Source organism: Streptomyces sp. NPDC049687 (assembly GCF_044465285.1).
Taxonomy (GTDB): Bacteria; Actinomycetota; Actinomycetes; order Streptomycetales; family Streptomycetaceae; genus Streptomyces.
This window is the reverse complement of record NZ_JBITLN010000003.1, coordinates 630351-654735: the sequence shown is the minus strand read 5'-3', so window position 1 is coordinate 654735 and position 24385 is coordinate 630351. Positions and strand designations below refer to the sequence as shown.

Sequence of the window (24385 nt, the reverse complement as noted above, 5' to 3'; positions counted from 1 at the left end):
GCAGGGGTGTCAGTCGGTCAAGGGGCGCGGCTGGACGGCCGGAACGGGGGCCTCAACGGTCCGTACGGGTATGGCGGGCCGGAAGGGCTTCAGCGCGGACAGGTCGGGCACCAGGTGGGCCGTCTCCTGGCAGATGTCGGCGGCGTCGCCGAGGGAAAGGTACGGGGTGCGGATGCGGGACCAGCCGCCGGAGGTGTCCCCTGCGACCGCGAGGCCGGGCAGCTCAGGGGCGATGGCGCAGGCGGCCAAGACCGCTTCCGGGGCGATGTCGCCCAAGGCCATCTTGGCGGAGGCTTCGTCGTTGACGCGGTGGCAGACGCGGCCGGTGAGCTGGGCCCGGAGCATGGTGGCGCCCTTGCCGAGTTCGGCGCCGAAGCGCTGCCCGCAGACTTCGAGGTAGATGCCGGCCGCGCGACCGAGCTGAGCGAGGCGGATGAGCTGAGTGACCATCTCGTCGCGCCGTTCCTCGTCCTTCTTCGTTGCCACGAGGAAGAGTTCGGCCACCTCGTCCACGAACAGGACGACGGGCACGGGCCGCTCGCTCTCGGGCAGGCCCCAGATGTCCGAGGTGATCTCCTCGTCCGGGGTGCTGGGGGCGATGCCCTGCCGGGCTTTGATCAGGTCGTATCGGTCCTCCATCTCTTTGACCAGCACCGGCAGCAGCTCCGCGACTTCATCCGGCTCCGTGGCGAGGGCGGACAGGCGCGGGGCGAACGGGGTCAGCTCGACACCGCGCTTGCAGTCGAAGCCGACCAGGGCGACGTTCTGACGGGCGAGCCCGGAAACGAGATGCCGCAGGTACATGGACTTCCCCGACAGCGTCGCGCCGAGGGTGAGTTGGTGAGGCACGGCCCGATAGTCGCGTACGAAGGGCATGGCGTCCTCCCGCAGCGCGACCGGCACCTTGAGGAGCCCGGCATCGGTCTTGCGAGGCATCCGCACCTTGCGCAGGACGTCGAAGCCGACGAGCCGCAGTTCGACGACACCAGGTTTGACGGTGGTGACGTAGACGGCGTGGACGCCCCAGGCGTGCCGCAGCCGTTCGGCCGATGCGGCGAAGTCGGCGGGTTCCTGTCCCGGAGCGAGGCGGAGCCGCAGCCGCAGCCCGGTTGAGGTGGGCCGGATGATGCCCCGCCGGGGCGGTACGGGTCGTACCTCGCGTCGGGTGGTGGCCTTGACCGCGAGGACGCGCAGTCGAGACGGGGCCACGGTCAGGCCGCAGGCTTCCATGACCGAGGCGTACGAGCTGAGCAGCCGGACGGTGGATATCGGACCGCCGACCGCCGACCAGTACAGGGCCGGGTGGTTGGCCCGGGTGTAGGCGGCCCCACCGCCGAGCGCGGCGAGGGGACCACCCACCTCCAGGAGCGTCGTCAGGTCGGTCATCAGGCCGTGGCCCCCATGGCGGCCGGGAAGGCGGCCGGGGTGACGGCAGCGGCGCGGAAGGCGATGCCGTGACGCTGCTGCCCGTTGAAAACGGACTCCCACGGCCGGGCGACGAGGCCCGGCAGCGAGACCGGAGCACCGAGGTTCAGCCCCTCGGAGACACCGCCCTCAGGGACGGTGACCTTGATCAGCGATGACTCCCCGTCCTCGATGTAGACGACGCCGATAGTCATCAGCGCCTCACCGCTCACGGCGTCCTTGGCGATCTCGCCGGTCTGCCGGTCGCGGACCTTCGGCTCGGGGGCCTCCGTCAGCAGGATCGTCGCGGCGGAGGTCTCAACACGGATGCTACGCAAGGCTGCGTTCCCATCTACTCGTCTATACAAGATGCGATCTGAGAGCCCGATCTCTCGGGCTCACGACGATTACCTTGCCACACAACTTGCCCACTCGTCTATACGAGTATGCCTGTTGGGGTGTACGAGTTCGGAGAAGCGTCCCCCGGGCCCCACCACCCCTCACCCACTCACGTGGCCGGGAGCTGGTACGACAGCACGTACGCATCCGCCGCCATGACCGTGTCGCAGACCTCCACAGGCCGCCCCTCCGTGTCGAAGGCGGTCCGGATCAGGTGAATGACGGGCACGCCGGCCGCCAGGTGGAGCGTCTTGACCTCGGCGGGCGAGGGCATCCGGGCGCGAATCTCCTCTTCGAAGCGGTCGAGGCGGTGGCCCAGCTCTTCGAGACGGGCGTAGATGCCGCCGGGGCCGGGGTTGGGTTCGGCGATCTGCGTTCCGCGTGCGATGTCGAGCGGCAGGTAGGAGGTCGCGAACTCGACCGGCCGCCCGTCGAGGAGGTACCGGCGCCGCCGGGCGAGGACCCGCCGCACGGACCCGAGCCGGGTGGAGACGTCCTGACTGGCCTTTTCTTCCTTCACCTCAAGACTGTCGACCTGTGGGTGACTGCCAGCCGCGTCCGCCTCCACGATGAACGCGGACTTCCCCTGTTCACGGTGCCGTCGGGCGAACCGGTCGGACGCGAGGCGCCGCACGGGCGGGCGTGGTCGGACGAAGACGCCCTTGCCGTGCTCGGCGTGCACCAGGCCCTCGCCCTGGAGGACGGAGAAGGAGTTGCGGACGGTCATCCGGGATACCCCGTAGTGGTCCACCAGCTCAGCCTCTGAAGGCAGCTTTTCGCCCTCCCGGAACCGTCCACGGTCGATGGCTTCGCGCAGTTGGTCGGCGATCTGCCGGAAGACCGCACGATCGCTCGTGGGGTCGAGATCACCGAGGAGGCCCGAAGGAAGAGAAGGGCTCACGTGTACTCCTTTAGATATCTAGACGAGCTGGCGAGTGTTGTTGCTACGGTGGAGAGCCTAGCCATCCGAGAGGGCCGAGGAACGTGAGCACAGAACGCCCGCACTCCGTGAGCGTGGCCGGGGTCGTCGTCGACGACCAGGGCCGGGCCCTCCTGATCCAGCGCCGGGACAACGGCAAGTGGGAGCCTCCGGGCGGTGTCCTCGAACGCGAGGAGACCATCCCCGAAGCCCTCCAGCGCGAGGTCCTCGAAGAGACCGGCGTCAAAATCGCCCTTCCCGCGACCCTCACCGGCGTCTACAAGAACATGACGGGCCTGATCGTCTCGCTGGTCTTCCGCTGCGAGGCGGCCGACGGCACGCTCACGACCGGCGACGAGACCCGCGCACTGCGCTGGGTGACCCGTGAAGAAGTCTCCGAACTCGCCGACGAGGCGTACGCGATCCGCGTCACCGACGCTTTGGACGCGGCGTCCCCGCCGGCCATCCGCGCCCACGACGGCGTGAAACTCGTCTAGCCCGAACCCGCTGCACATGGCGGCCTACCAGCATGAAGGAACTTGTATGCACGAGTATACGAGTACAGCGCGAGTCTGGGGACTGTCTTGCCCAGGTTTCCCGGAAGAGGTCAGCCGGGCCCGCCGCTGGACCCGTGACATCCTGCGCGGCTCCCCTTTCGCCGAAGACGCCGAGCTGATCGTGAGCGAGCTGAGCGCGAACGCGATCCTCCACACGGCCAGCGGCCGGGACCAGGGCAGCTTTCACCTGGCCCTCGCGGTATCTGCCCAGGTGGTCGCGGTATCGGTGACGGACGACGGAGGCACGGGCACGGCCCCGAAGATCGAGCACCAGGACCACGACGCAGAGGGCGGCCGCGGACTCGGCATGGTCAGCTCGATCGCTCACCGGGTCGTCGTCCAAGACAGCGAGGCCGGCCACACGGTCACCGCGGAGCTCTTCACGAACGTACGACGAGGAGGGCACCTGTGCTGAGGACGACGACCGGCCCCGGTTTCTGGTGCGAGTGCTGGACACAGAACCTGGATGGGCGACAAGCACCGGCGCTCTTTGGGTCCTACGACGCGTACTCCGCTGTGGAGGCGAACAACTGGGTGGCGACGATCCTCCGCACCATTTCGCCGGCACTCGATGCAGCGGCCAGCGCGGAAGCATGGGAACGGCTCTACGACCACCGTATCGACACCCGTCGAGCACTCCTCCGCCGTGAACCCTGGACCGTGTCCATCGCACACGTCAGCACGCGCATCACCTGGACGGTCCGACCAGTGCTCTTCCTGCCGCTCGCCTACCGCCAGAGCGCAGAACTCCCCCTGTGTGCCTACGCCTTCAAACCCTCATAACCTGAGCGGCTGTCAAACATTTGCCGGGACCGGATAAGGCCTCAGACACCCGACTGCGTTACAACTTTCTCTACTGGTTCAAGCACCCGTCGTCGCTTCGCTCCTCCGGGCGGGCGGGGGCCGCCGTCCGCGCCCGCGCTCATGTCTCCGCCCCGCTCGGCACGGCCGACGACCCCCGCCCGCCCAAGAAGCAGGCACACAAGAGCGTGAGGTCAGAACACGTTGTGGCTGGGGCGGTCGGCTCCACGACTTTAGCCAGCCACTTTGGCGCGAGCCTCTAAGATCATGGCCCCAACGTCGTGCTTTACCGGGCAGGTCCACAGACTGCCCGACGCGCCGGAAGCTTACGGGGCCATGATCACTCGCGCCAAAGCAGCTCCCGGCCAAAGTCGCTCCGCCGACCTCGTAGTCACACCTCGGCGAAGACCGGCTGCGAAAACCAGGTGAACTGGGCCAGCGCGTAGCACCTACTGGCCTGTTCGCCCTCCCCAACCAGGTGGTGGAAGATGACCCAGACTCGTCACGAGAAGCCCGTGAACAGCATCCGAATCGTCTCGCCATACAACGGCGACTTCGCACTCGTGGCGCACATCTCCTGGTCGGAGGGCGACCCAAGTCTCTACATCCGGCCGTACTTTGAAGAGGGCTGGAAGGCCAGAGCAGTCATATTCGATGCTCCGCCGAACGCTTCCACCACCGTGACACAGCAGTATCAGTGCGAAGTCGATCCGGGTGAAGCCAAGCTCTCTTTGCACTACTCCGGCCAATGCCACGTGTACTACGGCAAGGGAAAGACGAATCGAACTCCGCCGGTCTACGGTCCCAAGCTGAACGATGCAGCAGGCGGGCACATCGCCAGCATCAACTGTTTCGACCTCCACGGCCTGCCCCTGCTGGGAGGGCCGCCGCGTCAAACCGGACCGGAGCTGGACGTGGTTGCGCCCGCACCTGGGCAAGGCACAGCGCAGCTGAAGGTCTCCTTGCATGCGAGTTCGGACGAGCAAGCCATGCAGAACTTTCCGCTGTGGTTGACCTTGAAGCGACCGGTGATGCCCGACCCTTTGTACGTTGCGCTCCAGTCAAGATCGGAGCAGGGGCCGATGAAGCCGATTCGCGGGGTGCAGGTGGTGGGTGGGTGGGGCCCGGGCGCCCAGCACGATGCCCCGATTCGGACTCTGGCTCTCTGGACAGGACCGGATAACCCGGAAGCGCCGTACGAACCCGCCGAGTGATCGTTCCCCAGGCCGTCCGGCGCCTTCGACGCCAACCCAACGACGATCGCTGCCGCGACGGTTTTCAAGATCGAATACGGCTGACTGGCCCCTGAGATTCCATCGACTCACCGACGCCCTGCGCGGGTAACTGCGCGGCAACACAGTTGAATTGGCCACGGATACTCAAGGTGCGAGCTGAGCGTTTCACTCGTACTGTCGACGTGACGGGATAGTCGGAATCACTGTTCGCAGGTGAGCACTATGGCTTCAGTGACCTATGGGGGTCGGGACCAACGGCAACCTTGGACCCGTGTAATCGTGTGGTCCTTGGGGGTCACCGTACTGTCACTGATTGTTGTCTGTTGGTCGCTGATCACCGGCGACGGCGACAAGACGGCGTCCCGTATCTTTGGAGGAGTAGAGTTCCTATTGGCCGGGATCGTGATCATGATCGGTGGAGGCGTAGATCTTCTGACAAGCGAGGTTCATCGTCGCCCTCATGCTCGCGCGATCACGTTGGGCGCGGTATTGGTGCTGGGAATTCCATGCATCGGTTTCAGTGAACGGCTGAGCGCTCTTGGTGATCAAACCCCGTCCGCCACTTACGTGGGCATAACCATTGGGCTATTCGTTGCTGTCGTTTCTTGTGGTACTTATTCAGTCTGGCTAGCTGCAGGTGGGTAGATCATGTCGCTTACGCTGATCGTCATATTCGCTGGAGCGGGAACTCTCCTGCTTGGCGTCGGGGTGTTCGTGGGATGGCGCGAAGGGCGCCAGATGAGCGCCGTCGCACACGGGGCGACAGCGCTACTACAGCAGGTAGCTGTCAGTCCGCCCGTTCATACAGCTGGCATGGGCTCTACGGGAGAAGCCCGGTCCACCGTGGCGGCAGCCCGGGAACGGACGACCCTCGCGAATACCCGTCGCACGCGCCAGCCCGTGGGCATCTACAAGGGCCGTTTCGGCGGTGGGCCGAAGCGCCGTTAGCTCACGACGCCGCCTGAGGGTGAGGCACACCCGCCGGGTGCCGGGGCGCGCCATCGACCGATTGATCAGGTGGGCAACCGGTGGCTTCAAGAAAGTAGATCTGTCAAGTCTGCTCGTGGCGACTGACACCAATAGCTGACACCAACAGCCCCGGACAGCGGCGGTCAGCGCCGAACCTCCGCGACCGATCAGCCGAGGGGCACGGCCGGTTGACCAACGTCGCCGACACCCCATGACCGACCTGATAAGGATGAGGCCACAGGTTCAAATCCTGTTAGCCCCACCAGCGAGAAGACCCCCGGACCATCGGTCCGGGGGTCTTTTGGCACGTGTGCGGTCCGAGGTCGGCCAGATGTAGGGCAGGTCGTCCGGTACGTCGGGGAAGAGCGGGGTGTAGGTGGCCGGGTCCTTGCGGAGGAGGGCCGATCGGTGGCTGCGGTGGAAGGGGGCGTCGCCGAGCCAGGGCGGCAGGTCGTCGGCGTTCGCCAGGGACGCCTGGTCGCGGACCGGGGCGCCGGGGCGGAAGGCTCGCAGATCGGCGACGAGGGTGGCCGCGCAGGTGTCCCGGTGGCCCAGCTCACGCCACACCGTGCAGATCTCCAGGCCGTAGCGGACCAGCGCTTCCTCGTAGCCGGCCCACATGCGTACCGCCGGATGACGGCGCCATCCGTACCCCGGGACGATGAGTCCGCGAAGGACCTGCAGGGCCTCGACCCGCTGTTTGCCGAGTCGGCGAGGGTCCAGGGCCTGCGCGGAGGCCCTGAAGTCGGGATAGGGCAGGAAGGTCTGCATGCTGTCGTTCCTGTGGCGCGCGTGGGGCTCGGCGGGAGCGGCTCCCGTACGTGAGTACGCGAGTACCACGTTTCCGCGTGCACCCCACACCCTGTTGAATGGACAAGTTAATAAAATGAGGCATTTTGGGTGAAATGGGGTGTTCTTTCTGGGATGGGGCACTCCCAGCTATAGGCAGCGCCTCACGAACGGGAGAACCCCATGATCATCAAGAAGATGCACGAGATGGGCGTCCGCAGCGAGCACGCCTACATCGCCGCCTTCACCTCGATCGGCCTCACCGTCGCCGCGTGGATGACGAGCCTCAAAGTCGAACCCGGCACCGGGCTCGACCGCGCCGACCGGTGGGGACTGTTCGTGGGTGAATGGGCTCCCACTTTCTTCGGCCTCGGCCTCGCCCTGTCCCACTACGAGCAGCAGGACGGCACCCTCACGGCCAGCGTCCACGAGTTCAGGCAGCGCCAGGAAGCCAGCTGAGAAGGCGGCCCGGGCAGGAAAAGGCCCGGTCGCTGGCGACGGGGGATGCACCAGCGACCGGGCTTGGGCCAAGGCTAACAAGGGTGATTGATCAGTGGGGGGCGACTGGTCGGGCGGAGTAGGGAGTTGTGATCGGGATCACTCCGAGACTAGGTGGTGCACGGAGGATCGTACGAGAGGCGGGGGAGGTACTCGTTCCACTTCTGCGGGGTGAGGACGTTCTGGGTGGTGGAGCAGATGTGGGTGATCGCCTGGTCGACGTCGAGGTTCCACAGGCGGACGGTGTCGGCGCCGCTGGAGACGCCCAGCATGCGGGTGTGGGGGCTGAAGGAGAGGAAATTGCCGGTCTTGGCGTTGGGGCTCATCGACTGGCCGATGGGGGAGGCGTCGGAGGGGACGCCGACGTTCCACAGGCGGACCGTGTTGTCGTTGCCGCCGGAGGCCAGTGTCCTGCCGTCCTCGTTGAACGTCAGGGAGACCACCGCCTCGGTGTGACCGGTGAGGGGGGAGCCGAGGGGGGTGGCCCCGGCGGGGTCGGTGATGTCCCAGAGGCGGACCGTGTCGTCGTCGCTGCCCGACGCCAGCGTCTTGCCGTCGGGGCTGTAGGCGAGTGCGTTGACCGGCCCCAGGTGGCCCTTGAGGGGACTGCCCAGGCGGGTCGTACGGCTCGGGTCGGTCACGTTCCACAGGCGGATGGTGCCGTCGGCGCTGCCGGACGCCAGCGTCTTGCCGCCGGGGCTGAAGACGAGGGAGTTGACATAGCCCTTGTGGCCCGTGAGGGGGGTGCCGTACGGGGTGACGCGGGAGGGGTCGCCCACGTTCCACAGCTGGATGGTGCGGTCGTTGTAGCCGGTCGCCAGGATGCGTCCGTCCGGGCTGTAGGCGAGCGCGTCGGGGCCGGTGAAGCGGGTGCGCAGGGTGATCGGCGGGCCGTGGGAGACCGGACGGGACGGGTCGGTGACGTTCCACAGGTGGACCGCCCGGTTGCCGGTCAGTACCGCGAGGGTGCGGCCGTCGGGGGAGAAGACCAGGGAACGGTAGCCGCCGTCAGCGGCCATGAACGGTTCGCCCAGCGGTTCGGGCCGGTCGGGGGTCTGGACGTTCCACAGGCGGACCCGGCCGTCGCGGGCGGCCGTGGCGAGCAGCCGGCCGTCCGGGCGGAACGCCCCGGTGCGGCCGATCATGTCCGAGGTGGGGACCGACCACAGGCGGACCTTGTTGTCGCCGCTGCCGGTGGCGAGGGTGGTGCCGTCGGGGCTGAAGCCCAGCGCGTACATCTCGCCGCTGCTGCCCGCGAGGGGCTCGCCGACCTGTGACGGGTACGCCGGGTCGCTGACGTTCCACAGGATCGCCGTGCTGTCGGCGCTGGCGGCGGCGAGCATCGAGCCGTCGGCGTTGAACGACACCGACCAGACCGGGCCGGTGTGGCCGGTGAGCGGGGCGCCGAGGGCGGCCGCGTGCCCGGGGTCGGTCACGTTCCACAGACGTACGGTGTCGTCCGCGCTGCCGGAGGCCAGCGTCCTGCCGTCGGGGCTGAAGGCGAGGGAGTGGACGGTGCCGTCGTGGCCCGTGAGCGGGGCGCCGACCCGGACCGGATGCCGCGGGTCGGCCGTGTTCCAGAGGCGGACCGTGTTGTCGTCGCCGCCGGAGGCCAGCGTCCTGCCGTCGGGGCTGAAGGCCACGGACCGTACGGCGGCGCTGTGTCCGGTGAGGGTGGCCAGGGCCCCGGGGGCACTGGGACGCGCCACGTTCCACAGGCGGACCTTGCCGTCCTCGTTGGCGGTGGCCAGGGTCCTGCCGTCCGGGCTGAAGGCGGCCAGGTAGACCGTTCCGCCGCCGCGGGCCTTCAGGGGATCGGCGAGCGCGCGGGGGGCGGCCGGGTTCCGGACGTCCCACAGGCGGACCGTGCCGTCGTCGCCCGCGCTCGCCAGCACCGTTCCGTCCGGGCTGAAGACGGCCGTGCTCACCCAGCTGGTGTGACCGGTGAGGGGCTTGCCCAGCGGCTCGGGGTGCGAGCGGTCCGCCACGTTCCACAGGCGGATCGTGCGGTCGTAGCTGGCGGTGGCCAGGGTCTTGCCGTCCGGGCTGAACGAGGTGAGATAGACGGCGCCGGTGTGTCCGAGGAGCGGGGTGGCCAGCGGGGCGTTGACGATCGAGATCAGCCGGTTGCGCGCCCCCTCGTCACCGGGGCGCAGCCGGTGGGCGACCAGGTCGAGCTGGGCGGACAGCGAGGGGTCGGCGTACTGCACCCGGTCGGCCTCGGCGACCACTTGTTCGAACACGGCGTCGTTGCGCTGCTGCCACGCGACCACCGCCGCGCCGACCGCCACTATCGCCAGCACGACCAGCGCCGACACCGCCGCCCGGCTGATCAGGACGGTGCGCCGGCGCAGCCGGACCGAGGCGGCCAGGAAGTCCACCGCGCTGCGAGTGAGGAAGGTGTCGCCGGCGGACTTGGCCCAGGTGTGGGCCTGTTCGAGGCGGGAGCCCCGGTAGAGGAGCGAGGAGTCGCGGTGGGAGCCCTCCCAGGCCCGGCCGTCCTCCTCCAGGCGCTGGCGCAGCAGATGGTCGCTGCGGTCCTCGTCGATCCACTCGCGCAGCCGCGGCCACGCGGTCAGCAGCGCCTCGTGGGTGATCTCCACGGACTCCGCGTCCAGCGTCACCAGCCGGGCGCGCACCAGCGCCTCCAGGGAGTCCTCGGTCGCGCCGGGGTCCGTCGACTCATCCGCGAGCTGACGGCGGTTGCCCCGTCTGCGGGTGGCCTGGGTGTCCTCGCCGAGCCGGACCAGCCTCAGCAGCAGCAGACGGGCGGCCGTGCGCGCGGCCGGGTCGAGGCCGGACCAGGCGCGCTCGGCGGTCGCGGCCACGGCGCCCTGGATGCCGCCGGCCGCGCGGTAGCCGGCCAGGGTCAGCCGGCCGGCCTTGCGGCGCTGCCAGGTGGCGAGCAGGGCGTGGGAGAGCAGCGGCAGGACGCCGGCGTCGTGGGCGCCGCGCGGGCCGTCGGCGCTGACCTCCCGCACGATCAGCTCCGCGAGACCGGGCTCGAGTTCCAGACCGACGGCCTTGGCGGGACCGGTGACCGCCTCGCGCAGCTCCGCCGTGGTCAGCGGGCCGAGGACCATGTGCCGGTGCTGGAGGGCGTCGGCCAGTTCGGGGTGGGCGAGGCACTGCTCGTAGAAGTCGGCGCGGACACCGAGGACGACGAGCACGGGGGCCCGCTCCCCCGGGCCGCCGGGGGTGGCGGCGGCGTGCAGCAGCTGCACGAAGGCGCGGCGGCCGGCCTCGTCGGCGCAGAGGGTGAAGGTCTCCTCGAACTGGTCCACGATGACGACGGCCTGCGCGGGTCCGGGCGTCTCACGGCGTGCCCAGGCGCTGACGGCCTCCCGCACGGCGTGAGTGAACTCGGGCGACCCCGGGCCGGGGTGGTCGGAGGTTCTCTTCGTGAGGGGTGCGAGCTCGGGAATCCGGTCGGCCAGCTCACCGAGCGGATCGGCGCCCGGCACCAGATGGAGCACGTCCCGTGGTGGGTCGTCCTCGTCACCGAGCGCGCCCGCGCGCAGCGCGGGCACCAGGCCGGCGCTCAGCAGGGAGGACTTGCCCGCGCCCGAGGCGCCCACCAGCATCACCGGGCCGCCCGTGCGCCGGGCCGCGCGCAACTGGGCGACCAGGGCGTCGGTGCTGCGCTCCCGGCCGAAGAACCAGCGGGCGTCCTGCTGACGGTAGGAGGCCAGGCCCCGGTAGGGGCACACGCTCCCGGGGACGGCGGCGGCCTCTGCCGGGGACTGGTCCTTCTCGGTCTCCTCGGCGGGCGCGGCGGCCTCCCCGGCCGCGACCGGGTCGGCCAGGGCGCGCTCCCAGAGGCGCTGCCACTGGGTCATGTCGTAGAGGCCGGGGGAGACCGGGGCGGGCCTGGCACGCCGGGCGTCGGGTATCAGGACGTGCAGGACGGCGGCGAGGGCGGCGAACTGGGCGGGCACGTTCCTGGCCCGGCGCCAGTCGCTGATCCGCTGGGCGGACACCCGGACCGGACGCCCCCGCTCGTCGACCCGCTGCAGTCGGACGACCGCCTCGGAGACGCGCTTGAGCGGCGGGTTGCCGGCCTCCTTGTACAGCAGCGCGAGGCGTTCCGCGAAGGCTGTGCGTGCCCCTGAGTCGAAACTCAAGGTCTCCACCCCTTACTTCCCCCACACCGTGAATCCGGACCGGAAAACTCACTCTATATGGCTGACCTGCGGTAACGCCGTAGACCGGATGTCGGGCCCCTCCTCGCGGCGAGCCGCAACTGGCAGGATCCCAGGGCGTGGCCCGACGTCACCCGCACCGTTCGGCAGCGGTCCGCACGAGGGGAGGGACCGGTGCCGAACGGTGTGGCGTGCGCGATGGTGTGTGCAGTGCGCACCGGTCACTTTCCGCTCCTCGGCTCCCGAACCGGGTTGAGCTACCCCGGGCCGGCGGCCCTCACGCTCTGATCCACTTTCGGGGCCACTTCCCGATCATCTTTGGCTGAGACTCGAGCCCCCCGTGCGCATGCCGCGCGGACGACCACGTCGTCGAGCCGCCGGCCACGAGCGGATCAAGGACATGGGGCGGGATCCTCCGCCCGGATGAACTTCCGGTCCCATCGCTGATGTCGTGGGCCCTTGAACTTCCGGTTCATCGCTCATGCCGTGGCCCTCGGCGGCCTTCCGCGGGGGCTGAAGGAGCAGGCGGACAAGGCGGAGGGCCGGGCGGGGGCGGCGATCGCGCCGGTACAGGAGTGCCTCGCGCTCTGGTTAGCTGACGGTCCGTCAGCTATGGTCGCCCTGCCGTGTGGCCACGGAAGGGAAGGTGAGCGCCATGGAGACCCGACAGACCCGTCCCCAGAGCCCGCAGCCGCCGGGGGCTCCCCGCTGGGTCGCGATGTTCTACGACCCCCTCTCGGCGTCCTGGCGGATCGCCGCCGAATCGCCCGACCGCGGCCCCGTGCTGTACGCGATGGGCGAGATGACGCAGGTCAAACGGGCGCGGGGCGAGGAGGCGACGGTTGCCCTGTGGGGCCCGAAGGACGGGGAGTGGCACCGCTACGACTCCTCCCCCGCTCCCGTGCCCGACACCCCGGAGCCCACCCCGGCCCCCGCCCGTCCCGCCGGGCCGACGAAACTCGCCGAACGCATGGAGGATCGCCGGCACCAGGTCCTCATGGCGGGCCTGAGCAAGGCCGGCCTCTACGACCTCACACCGGACGACGTGACGGCCGTACAGGCCCTCGTGGACCGGGCGGACGAGACGACCCTGCGCAGGGTCGCCCACTGGATGGCCGTAGCCGCGGGTCAGCCCGCGGCCGGGTAGTTCCAGCGGAAGGAGGCCAGAGACCGCGCCCTGGCCTCCACGACCGCCATCCGCGCCTCCCGCTCGGCGGGGTCGACGTGCGAGGCCTGGCCCGTGGCCTGCCCCTGCCACTTGCGGTACAGCAGGCCCACCTCCGGGGTGAACCAGCCGCGGCTCACCGCGTTCAGCGCGAGCAGCAGACCGGTGTCCTCGGACGCGGGCAGCGCCATCCAGCCGCCGAGGGCCGTCAGCAGCTCCCGGCGGACGAACAGGGACGCCGGGTGGATCTGGGCGAGGTAGCCGTTGGCCGCCCAGTGGTCGAGCACGGCTCCCCGCTCGATCGGCCCGCCCTCGGGATCGCCCGGGAAGCCGACGGTGGAGCCGTCGGGGAGCAGGTCCAGGACCCGGGAGGTCGCCCAGCCGAGACCGGGCTCGTCCTCGAGGGCGGCCAGGTCACGGGCGAGGGCGCCGGGCGTGAGCCGGTCGTCGGCGTCCAGGACCTTCACGTACGCGCCCCCGGAGTGCGCCAGCGCGATGGTCCGGGCGACTCCCGGCCCGCCGGGGCGTCCCTGGCGGAAGGTGACCCGGGCGTCGTCGGGGACGTGGGGGACGACGGCGTCCGTGGTGCCGTCCTCCTGGATCACCCAGTGCCACTCCCACCCCTCGGGCAGCTCCTGTGCGCGTAAGGAGCTCCAGGCCTCCGGCAGATACCGGGCCGAGGGGGCGTGCACAGCGGTGACGACGAGGATGCGCCGGTTCACTGCGGCGTTCACCACCTTTCCGACTCACCACCTTTCCAGGCGGGTGGTGAACAGCAGTTCCGTACGGTCGGCGGGCAGCGTCACGTCGGCGATGTTCACCACGCGGTCATTGATGTCGTACGACGTCTTGCGCAGCAGGATCACCGGCGCGCCGGACGCAAGGGCCAGGTCCCGGGCCTCGGCTGGGGTGGGTGTGCGGGCGGTGAGGCGTTCCTCCACGCGGTCCAGCTCGATGCCGACGGTGTGCAGCTGGCTCTGGGTTCCGCCGGGCCACGGCTCGTTCGTCTCGTCCAGCAGCTCGGGGTTGGCGGCGATCATCTCGCGGACGAGATAGGAGACGACGAGCGAGAAGGGCGCGTTCTCGGCGCCGTACCGGGTCCGGTAGCGGCGCTCCAGGAGCACGGTGCCGGCCGGGACACCGAAGGCCTCCGCCAGCGGACAGGGCGCGGCAAGCTCGCGGTACTCCGCGTGAAAGACCAGGTCGGCGGGGTGCAGACCGGTGTCGTGCTCGGTCGCTCCGCTCATGGCACGCACCGCCCCGGGCGCACGGGCCCGGTCCTTCTCCCACTGGTGCCGTCCGTTGTCGCGGACGACGGGGGTCCGATCGCAGTCCTGGGGCACCGCCTCAGGTTATGCGCCGGCGGGTGCTCGCACCGTGCGGTGGCGGGCGCGCGCGGCGAAGGCCCGGTCGCTCCGAGGAGTCGCCGGGCCTGCATCGTGCGGGCTGTGCGCAAGTCGCCGTTACGTCGTGTGCTGCGGGGTGGGATGGTCCGTCCGGGTCTCAGCGCTGCAGCGGGATGGAGGGTTCGGCCGGTTCCGCGAGGTCACAGGGGAGGGTGGAGTGCTCGGCCGCTTCCGCTTCCGCTTCGCTGAGGGGACGGTGGCGGCAGCTGGGGGACTTGCCGTGGGCCTCGGCCCGGATCCGCTGTTTCATCGTGGGGGGCAGGGACCGCGCGTGGAACCAGTCCCACGGGGAGGCCGATGGCCGGGTCGTGGTCGGTGGGATGCCGGTGGTGGCGGCGGGGCGCTCGCTTCCGGAGGCCTCGCTTCCGGTGTGCGTCGGCCCGGTCTGCGTCGGTCCGGCCTGCGCCGTGGCGGTCGTCGCGGTCGAGGCGACGAAGCCGAGCGCGGTGCACAGCGCGAGGAAGGCGGTGACGAGGGCGGTCCACAGCTTCTTGACCCGGTTCTCGGACAAATCCCCTCACTTTCAGGTTGGGCGATTTGCGGACTTTCCTCATGATGTGTACGGGGGTCGCGAAGTGGGGGACCGACGCACGCGGCGTGGCGATGTTCCGATGAACACCACCCGGACGGGTGTACGGGCGACGACGGGTTACTGGGCCGCCGAAGACGGGAGTTGGGATGCCGACGCAGGTCACCGATCGATATCGGTCGGTGTGTATAGTCGGGCGCCAGAGGTCCCCTACGTCAACGAAAGACGAGGTCGCGCGGTGAAGAAGCTTCTCCTGGTCGCACTGGCCGCCATCGGCGGGCTCCTCGTGTACCGCCAGATCCAGGCGGATCGCGCCGAGCAGGATCTGTGGACGGAGGCGACTGACTCCGTGCCCACGGGTTCGTGAGTACCGACACCAGAGACTGAGATCGGTTCAGACCCCGGCCGCCGCAGCGGTCGGGGTTTTGTGTTGGGGCCCCGGGTTTCTCCGGTTGCGCGGGTGCCGGTTCGCGTATAGAGGCGGGCGTTTCGGACGCTCGTACGGATTGCGGGGGTGCAGGACCGGGCCGCGGGGCAGGATGGGCCCCGTTCGGACCAAGGCGAGGGGGCGGATTCTGATGGCCCGGCGGGCGGGGCGATCGGGGCGGGCGGCGGCTGGGCTGCGCGCCCTGGTGATGGGCGCACTTCTGTGGGGGACGCTGCCGGCGTCCGGCGCCGTCGCCGCGCCGGACGTCCCGTCGTACGCCTTCGCCGACGACGTCCGCGACGCCTCCGCGGCGACGGGTACCTCCGGGGCCGTACTCCTGGAGCCCGGAGCGACGTACAAGAGCACCCTGCCGGGCGGCGAGAAGGCCTACTACCGCCTCGCACTCGACGCCAGGTCGACCACGTACGTCGCCGTCACCGCGGTCCCCCGCCCCGGCACCACGCCCGCCGTCGGCGACGGCGTCAGCGTCTCCCTGCAGGACGCCGACGGCGGAAACTGCTCCTCCTACGACTCCGCGACGATCGGCGCCGCCAGGAGCCCGCAGCCGGTGACCGCCTGGGCCGCGCGGGAGATCCGGCAGGGAATGGGGCTGTGCCAGAAGGCCGGCACCTACTACGTGGTCGTCGAGCGGACGGACACGGGCACCGACACGAGTGACGACCCCTGGGAACTGGAGCTGGCGCCCGTCTCCGAGCCGCCGCTCATGACGGGCGGCGCCACGAGCGGGCCCGGGACATGGGACTCCGCGACCCCCGCGCCACCCGCCGGGGAGCCGGTCCCGCGCCCCGGCGGCACGGGCTTCACCGCCGCGACCGCCGTCGACCAGGGCGTCTGGCGCGACCAGATGGTCCCCGGCGAGACCGTCTTCTACAAGGTGCCCGTCGACTGGGGGCAGCAGGTGTACGCCGAGGCCGGGGTGGCCAGTGGTGGGGCGGGCAAGGACTCCGCGACGGCGTACGTGGTCGACGCGCTGGAGCTGACCCTCTACAACCCGGTGCGCGCCAAGGTCGAGGCCCGGGGCATCGGCTACGGCGGCAGCCAGAAAACGGCCTCCCTGGATCCCGTCCCGCCCGTCCGGTACGCCAACCGGTACGCCCCCGCCGATCCGGTGAACAGCCTGCGCTTCGCCGGCTCCTACTACCTCGTCGTCCACCTCGCCGCCCAGCTGGCCGACCAGTTCGGCGACGGCCCCTACGAGGTGACCCTGCGCGTCCGGCTCGGCGGAACCGCGCAGTCCGGGCCCGGGTACGCGGGGCGGCCGGTGCCGAGCGGGATCTTCGGCGCCGACGCGCAGGGCGCCGGGGCCGGGGGATCGACGGCGACCGGGGACGATCCCGTGATGAGGGCGGTCGCGGTGGCCGGCATCGGCACCGGCAGCGCGCTGCTCCTGTTCCTCGGCACCTGGACCCTCGCCGCCCGCCGCAGGGCCTCCGCTCAGATCCGCGCCAACGCCCAGAACCCCACGGCGTAACAGGCCAGCGCGAGCAGCAGCAGGGGCACCGTGACCTTCACGGGCGGCCCCGGCCGACCCTTGCGCAGGGCACGGTGGCCGCGCCGGTGCGGGGCCGGCGCCGCCGGGCCCTGGGCGGTGTAGGAGGCGGTGGAGGGATCGTCGCGGTGCTGGTGGCGGGAGGGGAGCGGGAAGTACGGCGCCGGCGTGGGTGTGGGTGTGGCGGTGACCGTCGGCAGCGGGGGTGGCAGGTGGAAGCTGCCGGTGTCCGACATCGAGGGGGTCGGCGTCGGGGTCGGCGTGGGGGGATGCGGCAAGGAGTGGGAGTCGCTCGGTACGGAGTACGGCCCGTGATGGCGGGCGGTCTGCGGTACGGCGGGGTGCGCGCCCGGGAAACCCCCGGCGTCGGCGGCCGACGGGAAGGAGCCGGTGCCGGGCCTGGCGGAAGGCGGGGACGTGGCCGGAGGGGCCGGGTGGGGAGTGCCGCCCGGGCGGCCGGGCAGGGAGCCCGTGGCCGGGCGGGCCTGATCCGGGGCCGCGCCGGGCTGTCCGGGCGGGGAATCCGTGCCCGGAGGGGCCGGGGCGGGGGGTGTGTTCGGCCGGGCGGGCAGGGACTTCCGGCTGGGCCGGGCCGCGGTGGGCGGTGTGTCCGGCTGGGCGGGCGGGCGGCCCGGGCCGGCCGAGCCGGGGTGGGCCGTCGGGGGAGGCAAGCGCGGCGGGGCGGGTGGGGTGCCGGTGACGGGGTGAGCCGGGTGGGGAGCAGGGCTCGGAGGGGCCGTACCCGCAGGGGCGGGGGTGGGTGGCGTAACCGGGTGGCCGGAGCCGGGAGTTGTGCCCGGGGGGACGGGCGCGGGTCTCGTACCGGGGCCGTCGGAACCATGAGGTGTGCCCGGCCGGCCATGTCCGGGAAGGGTGCTCGGGCGGGGTGGTTTGACGGGGCCCTCGGGGCCGAAGCCCTTGGGAAGGGGGCCGAGTTGGTCGAAGATCTCGATCAGCTCGTCGTCCGGGCCGGGCGCGGGGAGGAGTTCGGCGGCTTCCGCCAGCGCCTTGCGCGCCCCCGTCGCCGTACGGAACCGGGCCTGCGGGTCGGGCTGCAGCAGGGTGGCCACGACCTGCCAGAGCGGCTCGGGAACGCCCTTGGGAGCGCGGGGAGTTCCGTGCTCGGCGAAGTACTGGACGAGCGCCTTGGCGTTCGGTTTGGCGCCTTCGAGGAGGTACAGCGCGACCAGGCCGACGGCGAACAGGTCGGCGGGGAAGTCGGGTTCGGCGCCCATCATCTGCTCGGGGGCCAGGTAACCGGGCGTCCCCACCACGAGGTTGGTCTCGGTCAGGCGCGGCTCGCCCAGCCGCATCGCGATGCCGAAGTCGGACAGGCGAAGGCGGGGGCGGGCGGTTCCGGTGGCTTCCAGGAGCACGTTCGCGGGCTTGATGTCCCGGTGCACGACGCCGTCCCCGTGCACCGCCGCGAGCCCGGACAGGAGTTGGTCGAGCAGGGTGCAGACGAACGCGGGCGGCACTGGGCCGTAGTCACCGACTAGGTGGACGAGTGAACCGCCGGCCACCAGATCCATGGTGAACAGGACCTTGTCGTCGTCGGCTGCCCAGCTGGCGGGTGCGAGCACATGCGGGTGATCGATGCGCAGCGCCTGCTCGCGGACGAACCGCAGCAGGGAGTGGGCGTCGCTCTGCTGGAGCACCTTGGCGGCCACGTAACGGCGGCGGCGGTGGTCCCAGGCGCGCCAGACGGCGCCGACGCCTCCGCGCCCGATCGGGTCGGCCAGTTCGTACCGTCCGGCGAAGACCTCACCCATGGCAGTGCGTTGCTCCTCCCCCTCAGGTGTCCCTCCTACCCCTCGCTACCCCCCGCGACGAGCGATACGACCCCCGTGTCCCCCGGTTCCCCTGGGAAAGTCCCCCGACTCCCCCGGGTGAGCCCCCGTGCCCGCGTGTATGTCCCCCGTGCCCCCGTATGCGCGGTGTGTCCTACCGCCTGTCCTGCTGTCCGTCCCGCCGTTCAGGCCGTCCGTCCGGCGCCGAACCCCCTTCGGTGTCCGGACCGAGGGCTCAGTTCTGGTGGGACTGGTAGTGCGTGACGGCGTCCGAGGTACGGCCGGCGCCGTACACCCGGAGGAACTCTGCCAGTTCCGGGTGGCTCGGGGCGAGGGTGTCGGCGGCATCGATGATGTCGCCGGCGGCGGCCACCGAGCGCAGCAGCGACTGGATCTCGCGGACCACCCGCTTGACCGTGGGCGCTCCCGAACTGCTCGTCGTGGCGGTGGTGTTGCTGAGCACGGAGCCCCCTTGCGACTGCTTGATCTCGTCCATCCGCTCGGTCGCCTCGGCGGCGCTGACGCTGCCGTCCGCGACCTGTCCCGCCAACTCCTGGAGCAGCTGTACCCGCTGCACCACGGCCGGGTTGCCGATCTTCGCCCGCTGACCGCTCATCAGCTGGGACAGCATCGGTGCGGACAGTCCCAGTACCCCCGCGAGACGAGCCTGGTTGAGGCCAAGATCGTCGATGAGCTTACGGAAGAGCGCCCCCAGTGGCTCCCCGTACCAGTTCCGCTGAAGTTCCCGCGCTCTCGCGGTCGCTTCCTGCTGTGCGGCGTCCATTGCGTCTCCCCATCGCTTCCCCAAAACATCCACGGTTCGCTGTAGCGAACCACGTCGAGCATCTTACGGAGAGTGGTCATGGACGGGGACCCCCAATCTTTTTGCGAGATACCCCCGGTGACCCGGTACTCTGGTCTGCGACGCCCGTCGGTACGAGTTCCCGGCCGGACGTCCCTTCCGGGGCCTTAGCTCAGTTGGTAGAGCGCTGTCTTTGCATGGCAGATGTCAGGGGTTCGACTCCCCTAGGCTCCACATCCGGAAAGCCCCTCTGACCTGTGGAAACACGGGACAGGGGGGCTTTTTCGGCGAGCTGACGGGCAGCAGCGGCCGACCGGCCGGGCCCATATCGGTGCCCAGGAGGACACCGGAGCCCGGACCGCCGCACAGAGCCCGCACAGGACCGCCGTCCCCGCGAGCATGCCGAAGCCCGACCAGCCGGGGGATCACTGGCCGGGGCGGTCCGTGCGGTCCGAGAACTTGTCGGGACTCGTCCCCTCCCGGTCTCGTCCGGGGGTCGGGCCGACCGGATCGGTCGGCGTGGTCGGTGCGGTCGGCGGGCCGGCCTGGTCGGCGGTCGGTGGGGCCGGCTGCCGACGGGGCCCCCGAACCGCCTCGTGCGGTCCGGGACCTGGCCGGTGGGCGGTTGGCGGAACTCGTCGACGACACGGCCGTCCGCGCGGAAGACCACGTGGTCCGCGTACGCGGCCGGCCGCCGGGTCATGGGTGCCCGTCACGATCATCTGCCCCAATTGCCGGACGAGTTGTCCCGGTAGGGCCAGGACCGCGGCCGCCGTGCGGGTGTTGGGGTTGCCCGTCTGCCCGCCCGGGAAAATGATCTCTGGGCGGCCGGCACGCGGGCGCGGGCGAACCGTCGCTGCTGTCCCCGGGGTCTGCTGGGCCGTCAGCCAGGAGTGGGCCAGGAGCGGGCCAGGAGCGGGTCCGGGGATTCGCTCTCCTCCAGCCGCCGGCAGGGGACGGGAGGCCTCAGCGTGCCGGGCGTCCGCAGGCGCGCACGGCGAAGGGGCGGGAGACGTGGACGTCTCCCGCCCAGGTGCGCGATGTGGGCGGTGGGTCGGTCAGCCGTGGTCGTCGTCGCGCTTCGACGCCTCGTCCGCGGCCTGCTTCGCCTGCACCTCGGGGTCCAGGACGGAGGTGTCACCGCTGCCGTCCACCGAGGTCAGACCGCTCGCGGGTACCTCGGTGGCCGCCGGCGGTTCGACCAGCCAGTCGGGGTTGGCCTGCTTGTCCCACCACTTCCAGGCCGCGAAGGCGCCGCCGGCGACCACGCCGAGCACGGCGAGGGCCCTGCCGAGCCTCCCGGCACGCTCCCGCCGCCGGTGCTTGCGCGCGAGTTTCTGGATCTCCTTGGGTGTCACCTGGCCGCGCAGGGCGGCCAGCGCGGCGGCGCCACGGGCGGCGGCCTCGTCCTTCACCGGCCCGGCCACCGCCATCGCCTGGTCGATCCTCGGCCGGGAGAACTCGGCGGCCTGCCGTGAGTACTCCGCGGCCTGGCGTGCGGCCAGGCGGGCCCGGGCGGCCGCCTCGTGCGCGGCCAGGTCGACCTTCGGCGGCACATGTGTCCGGGCCTGTTCCAGCCGGGGCGCCACATGGGCGCCGTACTGGGCTCGGGCCTGGTCGGCGGCCAGCGACACCTTGGGCGCTAGGCGTACACGGGCCTCTTGGGCATATTGCGCGGCCCTCTCCTTGGCCGTGTCGGCGTAGGGCGCCACCACTTCCGCGGCGTGCAGCACGCTGTCCTTCGCCGAGCCGGTCGCGGCGCGCACGCTGTCGATGCGGGTCACGGGTTCCTCCTCCTCGGTGGCGTACGGTAATTCGACTGTCCACCCTTTTCCGGATCATGCCTCCCGGCGGCCGTTGCGGCATGTGCGGGCGTGCATACGGGTGCCGGGCTCGTGCAATAGGGGATGAATACGGGCAACAGGACCTCGTCGTCGACAATGCCACGGATCGGCGCCGCCCGCTCCCGTCCGTGCGAGGATCGGGGCATCACACGAGCACAACGGAAGGCAGATCGTGGCCGAGCAGCTCTACGCCACCCTGAGGACGACCAGGGGCGACATCGAGATCCGGCTCTTCCGGGACTTCGCCCCCAAGACGGTCGACAACTTCGTCGATCTCGCCACCGGCACGCGCGAGTGGGTGCACCCCGCCACCGGCGAGCGGTCCACGACGCCCCTCTACGACGGCACGGTCTTCCACCGGGTGATGAGCGGCTTCATGATCCAGGGCGGTGACCCGCTGGGCAACGGCACCGGGGATCCCGGCTACCAGTTCCCCGACGAGTTCCACCCGGAGCTGCGCTTCGACCGTCCGTACCTGCTGGCCATGGCCAACGCCGGCCCGGGCACCAACGGCTCCCAGTTCTTCATCACCGTCTCCCCGACGGCCTGGCTGAACCGCAAGCACACCATTTTCGGCGAGGTCGTCGACAAGGCGAGCCAGAAGGTCGTGGATGACATCGCGGCCACCGAGACCAACGCGCGCACCAACCGCCCCGTCACCGACATCGTCATCGAGTCGGTCCTGGTGGAAAGGCGCTAGCTAGGTGTATTGACCCGCAGCGTTGTTCACAGGGCTGATCGGTGGCCGGCCGCCGAGTGCGTTGTGCTGACCGGACAGGTTGGTGACGCGGCAGGAACCATTTGCCCCCCTCGTCCGTAAGTATGAGCAGGGCGGAGTGCCGCATGACGACGACCTAGGGGAGCCCATGGACCAGGCGCCAGGCAGCCGGCCGGACGACACCCACAGCGGCCTGCCCTCCTGCTACCGGCACCCCGGCCGGGAGACCGGCATCCGCTGCACCCGCTGCGAGCGGCCCATCTGCCCCGAGTGCATGGTCAGCGCCTCCGTCGGCTTCCAGTGCCCCACCTGCGTGCGCGAGGGTTCCGGCACCGGACATCCCCCGGCGGCGTCCCGGCCGCGCACCCTCGCCGGTGGCTCGGTCGCGGACGATCCCCGCCTGGTCACCAAGATCCTGATCGGCCTGTGCCTCGCCGCCTTCCTGGTCCAGCTCTCCGTCGGCGACAGCTTCACGGACAGATTCGAGCTGCTCGGCCGGGCGCGCGTCCCCGGCTTCTGGGATGTGCAGGGCATCGCTGAGGGCCAGTGGTACCGGCTGCTGACCCCGATGTTCCTGCACGGCAGCTATATCCACATCCTCTTCAACATGCTCAGCCTCTGGTGGCTCGGCGGCCCCCTCGAACAGGCCCTCGGCCGCGCCCGCTATCTGGCGCTCTACTTCGTCTCCGGTCTGGCGGGCAGCGCGCTGACCTACCTCCTCGCCGAACCGAACCAGCCGTCCCTCGGCGCCTCCGGCGCCATCTTCGGCCTCTTCGGCGCCACCGCCGTCCTGATGCGCCGGATGCGCTACGACATGCGGCCGATCATCGTCCTGCTGGTGATCAACCTGATCTTCACCTTCGGGTGGAGCGGCATCGCCTGGGAGGCCCACATCGGCGGCCTGGTGGCGGGTGTGATCCTCGGATACGGCATGGTCCACGCCCCCCGCGGACACCGCGCCCTGGTCCAGTACGGGACCTGTGCGCTGGTGCTGGTGGCCGTGGTCGTGTTGACCCTCCTGAGGACCGCCCAGCTCACCTGAGCGCGCTGTTGTCCACAGTGGGTGGCGAATCTTGTGCACAACGTGCGGGGACATCGAAGCCCCCTGTGCTGGGCCTGCGTTTGTGCAGGTCAGACAGGGGGCAAACGAGTTTTCGAAGGGTGGTGACTGCCGGTAGTTACGTCATACCGGTGTCAACCTCCAGCGAGTTATCCACAGATCGTCGTTTCTTTTCCCCACTCTGTGGAAAGTGACCTCGGGCCTGTGGATAACTCAGCGAACAGCCCTGGGGAGAGCCGCTACTTCCACTGCGTGGAGACGCCGAACCCGGCCGCGATGAACCCGAAGCCGACGACGATGTTCCAGTTGTCCAGCTTGTCGATGGGCAGCGAACCGTCGGTCACGTAGAAGACGACGATCCAGGCCAGCCCGATCAGGAACATGGCCAGCATCACGGGCGCGACCCAGGCACGGTTGGTCAGCTTGATCGCGGTCGCCTGCTTCGCCGGCGGCGGCGTGTAGTCGGCCTTCTTGCGGATACGTGACTTCGGCACGAGGGTCTCTCCTGTCGATGCGCTGCGTGGCCGCGCAGGTACTGGGTCGGGCTCGGGGGATACGTACTAGGGGACTGAGGGACTCCCCCGGGCGTCCGTTAGCGTAGTGCTTCTACGGCGCCGAAGGAGATAAGGGTACGTTGAGCAATTCTGCCGACTCCCCCGGGACGGGTACAACGCCCCGTTTCCGTCCCCGCTGGCGTCCCGTGCGCGCACTCACCGCGGGTGTCTTCGCCCTCGCCGGACTCCTCTTCATCACCAGCTTCAACACGGCCAAGGGCACCAACATCCGCACCGACGCCTCCCTGCTGAAGCTCTCCGACCTCATCCAGGAGCACAGCCGCAAGAACGGCGAGCTCGACGAGTCCAACGCGAGTCTGCGCGCCGACGTGGAGGCGCTCGCCGAGGCCGACGACGGCAGCTCGAGCGCGGACGACGAGAAGCTCGCCGGCCTGGAGAAGAACGCGGGCACCCAGAAGCTCAAGGGCAAGGCCGTCACCGTCACCCTCAACGACGCTCCGCCGAACGCCACGGCCAAGCTCCCCGGCTACCCCGCCCCGCAGCCCGACTACCTCGTCATCCACCAGCAGGACCTCCAGGCCGTGGTGAACGCCCTGTGGAAGGGCGGCGCCGAGGGCATCAAGGTCATGGACCAGCGGCTGATCTCCACCAGCGCCGTGCGCTGCGTCGGCAACACCCTGATCCTCCAGGGCCGCGTCTACTCACCGCCGTACAAGATCCAGGCGGTCGGGGACCCGGAGAAGCTCCAGAAGGCGCTCGCGGACTCGCCGGCGATCCAGAACTACATGGTCTACGTGAACGTCTACGGCCTCGGCTGGAAAGTCACCGAGGACGGGACGGTGACTCTGCCGGGCTACTCGGGCACAGTGGATCTGCACTACGCGAAGCCTGTGGAGTAGCTGCCGG

At 70.3% G+C, this 24385-nt stretch carries 23 protein-coding genes and 1 tRNA gene; 12 read left to right on the top strand and 12 right to left on the bottom strand.

The features are described 5' to 3' along the window. Window positions 1–9: 9 nt before the first annotated feature. From ACIBVL_RS12925 to ACIBVL_RS12915, 3 genes are all read right to left on the bottom strand, one after another. Entirely contained in the window at window positions 10–1386 is a 1377-nt protein-coding gene (locus tag ACIBVL_RS12925; RefSeq protein ID WP_399096452.1) for an FtsK/SpoIIIE domain-containing protein, read from the bottom strand. Continuing rightward, window positions 1386–1742 carry a hypothetical protein gene (locus tag ACIBVL_RS12920; protein ID WP_399096449.1) on the bottom strand — a complete coding sequence of 119 codons (357 nt, stop codon included), beginning with the start codon at window positions 1740–1742 and terminating at the stop codon, window positions 1386–1388. Before ACIBVL_RS12920 ends, ACIBVL_RS12925 begins: the two co-directional genes overlap by 1 nt. A 170-nt stretch (window positions 1743–1912) precedes the next feature. After that, window positions 1913–2704 (bottom strand): GntR family transcriptional regulator, encoded by a 792-nt coding sequence (locus tag ACIBVL_RS12915; protein WP_399096446.1) that lies wholly within the window; start codon window positions 2702–2704, stop codon window positions 1913–1915. Window positions 2705–2811: 107 nt separating this feature from the next. Here ACIBVL_RS12915 and ACIBVL_RS12910 point away from each other — a divergent pair, with 107 nt between their 5' ends. From ACIBVL_RS12910 to ACIBVL_RS12895, 4 genes are all read left to right on the top strand, one after another. Next, a complete protein-coding gene (locus ACIBVL_RS12910; RefSeq protein WP_399097223.1) occupies window positions 2812–3219 on the top strand; it encodes an NUDIX hydrolase in 408 nt (135 codons plus the stop codon). Between the two features lie 46 nt (window positions 3220–3265). Beyond that, window positions 3266–3694, top strand: a complete 429-nt coding sequence (locus tag ACIBVL_RS12905; RefSeq protein ID WP_399096443.1) for an ATP-binding protein — start codon at window positions 3266–3268, stop codon at window positions 3692–3694. Then, on the top strand, window positions 3688–4062 hold the full coding sequence (locus ACIBVL_RS12900) for a hypothetical protein (protein ID WP_399096440.1): 375 nt from the start codon (window positions 3688–3690) through the stop codon (window positions 4060–4062). Before ACIBVL_RS12905 ends, ACIBVL_RS12900 begins: the two co-directional genes overlap by 7 nt. 506 nt (window positions 4063–4568) lie before the next feature. Beyond that, on the top strand, window positions 4569–5294 hold the full coding sequence (locus ACIBVL_RS12895; protein WP_399096437.1) for a hypothetical protein: 726 nt from the start codon (window positions 4569–4571) through the stop codon (window positions 5292–5294). Between the two features lie 1233 nt (window positions 5295–6527). On the opposite strand, the gene ACIBVL_RS12890 is transcribed toward ACIBVL_RS12895, so the two are convergent. Further along, a complete protein-coding gene (locus tag ACIBVL_RS12890) occupies window positions 6528–7055 on the bottom strand; it encodes an MSMEG_6728 family protein (RefSeq protein ID WP_399096435.1) in 528 nt (175 codons plus the stop codon). A 201-nt stretch (window positions 7056–7256) separates the two neighbouring features. Between ACIBVL_RS12890 and ACIBVL_RS12885 the strand changes: the two genes are divergently transcribed. Beyond that, window positions 7257–7532 carry a hypothetical protein gene (locus tag ACIBVL_RS12885; RefSeq protein WP_399096432.1) on the top strand — a complete coding sequence of 92 codons (276 nt, stop codon included), beginning with the start codon at window positions 7257–7259 and terminating at the stop codon, window positions 7530–7532. Window positions 7533–7681: 149 nt separating this feature from the next. Here the strand turns inward: ACIBVL_RS12885 and ACIBVL_RS12880 are convergent, their stop codons facing one another. Further along, window positions 7682–11704 carry an AAA family ATPase gene (locus ACIBVL_RS12880; RefSeq protein WP_399096429.1) on the bottom strand — a complete coding sequence of 1341 codons (4023 nt, stop codon included), beginning with the start codon at window positions 11702–11704 and terminating at the stop codon, window positions 7682–7684. Between the two features lie 664 nt (window positions 11705–12368). Between ACIBVL_RS12880 and ACIBVL_RS12875 the strand changes: the two genes are divergently transcribed. Further along, complete coding sequence (locus tag ACIBVL_RS12875; protein WP_399096426.1) at window positions 12369–12860, top strand: hypothetical protein; 492 nt, start codon at window positions 12369–12371, stop codon at window positions 12858–12860. Here ACIBVL_RS12875 and ACIBVL_RS12870 read toward each other — a convergent pair. From ACIBVL_RS12870 to ACIBVL_RS12860, 3 genes are all read right to left on the bottom strand, one after another. After that, window positions 12842–13612: a glycosyltransferase family 2 protein gene (locus tag ACIBVL_RS12870; RefSeq protein WP_399096423.1), complete on the bottom strand. Its 771-nt coding sequence runs from the start codon at window positions 13610–13612 to the stop codon at window positions 12842–12844. The two genes, ACIBVL_RS12875 and ACIBVL_RS12870, sit on opposite strands and share 19 nt — an antisense overlap. A 12-nt stretch (window positions 13613–13624) precedes the next feature. Further along, window positions 13625–14221: a UTRA domain-containing protein gene (locus tag ACIBVL_RS12865; RefSeq protein ID WP_399096420.1), complete on the bottom strand. Its 597-nt coding sequence runs from the start codon at window positions 14219–14221 to the stop codon at window positions 13625–13627. 160 nt (window positions 14222–14381) lie between these two features. Then, window positions 14382–14795 carry a DUF6344 domain-containing protein gene (locus ACIBVL_RS12860; RefSeq protein WP_399096417.1) on the bottom strand — a complete coding sequence of 138 codons (414 nt, stop codon included), beginning with the start codon at window positions 14793–14795 and terminating at the stop codon, window positions 14382–14384. A gap of 256 nt (window positions 14796–15051) precedes the next feature. On the opposite strand from ACIBVL_RS12860, the gene ACIBVL_RS12855 reads away from it, so the two are divergent. Together ACIBVL_RS12855 and ACIBVL_RS12850 are read left to right on the top strand one after the other, a co-directional pair. Then, a complete protein-coding gene (locus ACIBVL_RS12855) occupies window positions 15052–15180 on the top strand; it encodes a DLW-39 family protein (RefSeq protein ID WP_003999697.1) in 129 nt (42 codons plus the stop codon). Window positions 15181–15391: 211 nt separating this feature from the next. Further along, window positions 15392–16732 carry a hypothetical protein gene (locus ACIBVL_RS12850; RefSeq protein WP_399096414.1) on the top strand — a complete coding sequence of 447 codons (1341 nt, stop codon included), beginning with the start codon at window positions 15392–15394 and terminating at the stop codon, window positions 16730–16732. On the opposite strand, the gene ACIBVL_RS12845 is transcribed toward ACIBVL_RS12850, so the two are convergent. Both ACIBVL_RS12845 and ACIBVL_RS12840 read right to left on the bottom strand, forming a co-directional pair. Then, a complete protein-coding gene (locus tag ACIBVL_RS12845; protein ID WP_399096411.1) occupies window positions 16696–18522 on the bottom strand; it encodes a protein kinase in 1827 nt (608 codons plus the stop codon). The two genes, ACIBVL_RS12850 and ACIBVL_RS12845, sit on opposite strands and share 37 nt — an antisense overlap. A gap of 253 nt (window positions 18523–18775) precedes the next feature. After that, complete coding sequence (locus ACIBVL_RS12840; protein ID WP_399096408.1) at window positions 18776–19324, bottom strand: helix-turn-helix domain-containing protein; 549 nt, start codon at window positions 19322–19324, stop codon at window positions 18776–18778. Window positions 19325–19503: 179 nt separating this feature from the next. Here ACIBVL_RS12840 and ACIBVL_RS12835 point away from each other — a divergent pair. After that, window positions 19504–19576, top strand: a tRNA-Ala gene (locus tag ACIBVL_RS12835). Between the two features lie 824 nt (window positions 19577–20400). Here ACIBVL_RS12835 and ACIBVL_RS12830 read toward each other — a convergent pair. Further along, the gene (locus ACIBVL_RS12830) at window positions 20401–21126 is read right to left on the bottom strand and encodes a DUF5324 family protein (RefSeq protein WP_399096405.1); all 726 of its coding nucleotides are present in this window, start codon (window positions 21124–21126) and stop codon (window positions 20401–20403) included. A 232-nt stretch (window positions 21127–21358) separates the two neighbouring features. On the opposite strand from ACIBVL_RS12830, the gene ACIBVL_RS12825 reads away from it, so the two are divergent. Both ACIBVL_RS12825 and ACIBVL_RS12820 read left to right on the top strand, forming a co-directional pair. Next, on the top strand, window positions 21359–21886 hold the full coding sequence (locus ACIBVL_RS12825; RefSeq protein WP_399096402.1) for a peptidylprolyl isomerase: 528 nt from the start codon (window positions 21359–21361) through the stop codon (window positions 21884–21886). A 166-nt stretch (window positions 21887–22052) separates the two neighbouring features. Beyond that, the gene (locus tag ACIBVL_RS12820) at window positions 22053–22946 is read left to right on the top strand and encodes a rhomboid family intramembrane serine protease (protein ID WP_399096399.1); all 894 of its coding nucleotides are present in this window, start codon (window positions 22053–22055) and stop codon (window positions 22944–22946) included. 257 nt (window positions 22947–23203) lie between these two features. Here the strand turns inward: ACIBVL_RS12820 and crgA are convergent, their stop codons facing one another. Then, window positions 23204–23458, bottom strand: coding sequence for a cell division protein CrgA (gene crgA / locus ACIBVL_RS12815; protein WP_093778975.1), 255 nt, complete (start codon window positions 23456–23458; stop codon window positions 23204–23206). A gap of 140 nt (window positions 23459–23598) precedes the next feature. On the opposite strand from crgA, the gene ACIBVL_RS12810 reads away from it, so the two are divergent. Next, window positions 23599–24378 (top strand): DUF881 domain-containing protein, encoded by a 780-nt coding sequence (locus ACIBVL_RS12810; RefSeq protein ID WP_399096395.1) that lies wholly within the window; start codon window positions 23599–23601, stop codon window positions 24376–24378. The last annotated feature ends 7 nt before the right edge of the window (window positions 24379–24385 follow it).

What these genes read in the sequence shown, in the direction of transcription:
- ACIBVL_RS12885 (WP_399096432.1), top strand. Translation starts at nt 7,257, where the DNA reads ATGATCATCAAGAAGATGCACGAGATGGGCGTCCGCAGCGAGCACGCC.
- ACIBVL_RS12890 (WP_399096435.1), bottom strand. Translation starts at nt 7,055, where the DNA reads ATGCAGACCTTCCTGCCCTATCCCGACTTCAGGGCCTCCGCGCAGGCC.
- ACIBVL_RS12840 (WP_399096408.1), bottom strand. Translation starts at nt 19,324, where the DNA reads ATGGACGCCGCACAGCAGGAAGCGACCGCGAGAGCGCGGGAACTTCAG.
- ACIBVL_RS12850 (WP_399096414.1), top strand. Translation starts at nt 15,392, where the DNA reads ATGGCCCGGCGGGCGGGGCGATCGGGGCGGGCGGCGGCTGGGCTGCGC.
- ACIBVL_RS12925 (WP_399096452.1), bottom strand. Translation starts at nt 1,386, where the DNA reads ATGACCGACCTGACGACGCTCCTGGAGGTGGGTGGTCCCCTCGCCGCG.
- ACIBVL_RS12875 (WP_399096426.1), top strand. Translation starts at nt 12,369, where the DNA reads ATGGAGACCCGACAGACCCGTCCCCAGAGCCCGCAGCCGCCGGGGGCT.
- ACIBVL_RS12905 (WP_399096443.1), top strand. Translation starts at nt 3,266, where the DNA reads ATGCACGAGTATACGAGTACAGCGCGAGTCTGGGGACTGTCTTGCCCA.
- ACIBVL_RS12820 (WP_399096399.1), top strand. Translation starts at nt 22,053, where the DNA reads ATGGACCAGGCGCCAGGCAGCCGGCCGGACGACACCCACAGCGGCCTG.
- ACIBVL_RS12895 (WP_399096437.1), top strand. Translation starts at nt 4,569, where the DNA reads ATGACCCAGACTCGTCACGAGAAGCCCGTGAACAGCATCCGAATCGTC.
- ACIBVL_RS12845 (WP_399096411.1), bottom strand. Translation starts at nt 18,522, where the DNA reads ATGGGTGAGGTCTTCGCCGGACGGTACGAACTGGCCGACCCGATCGGG.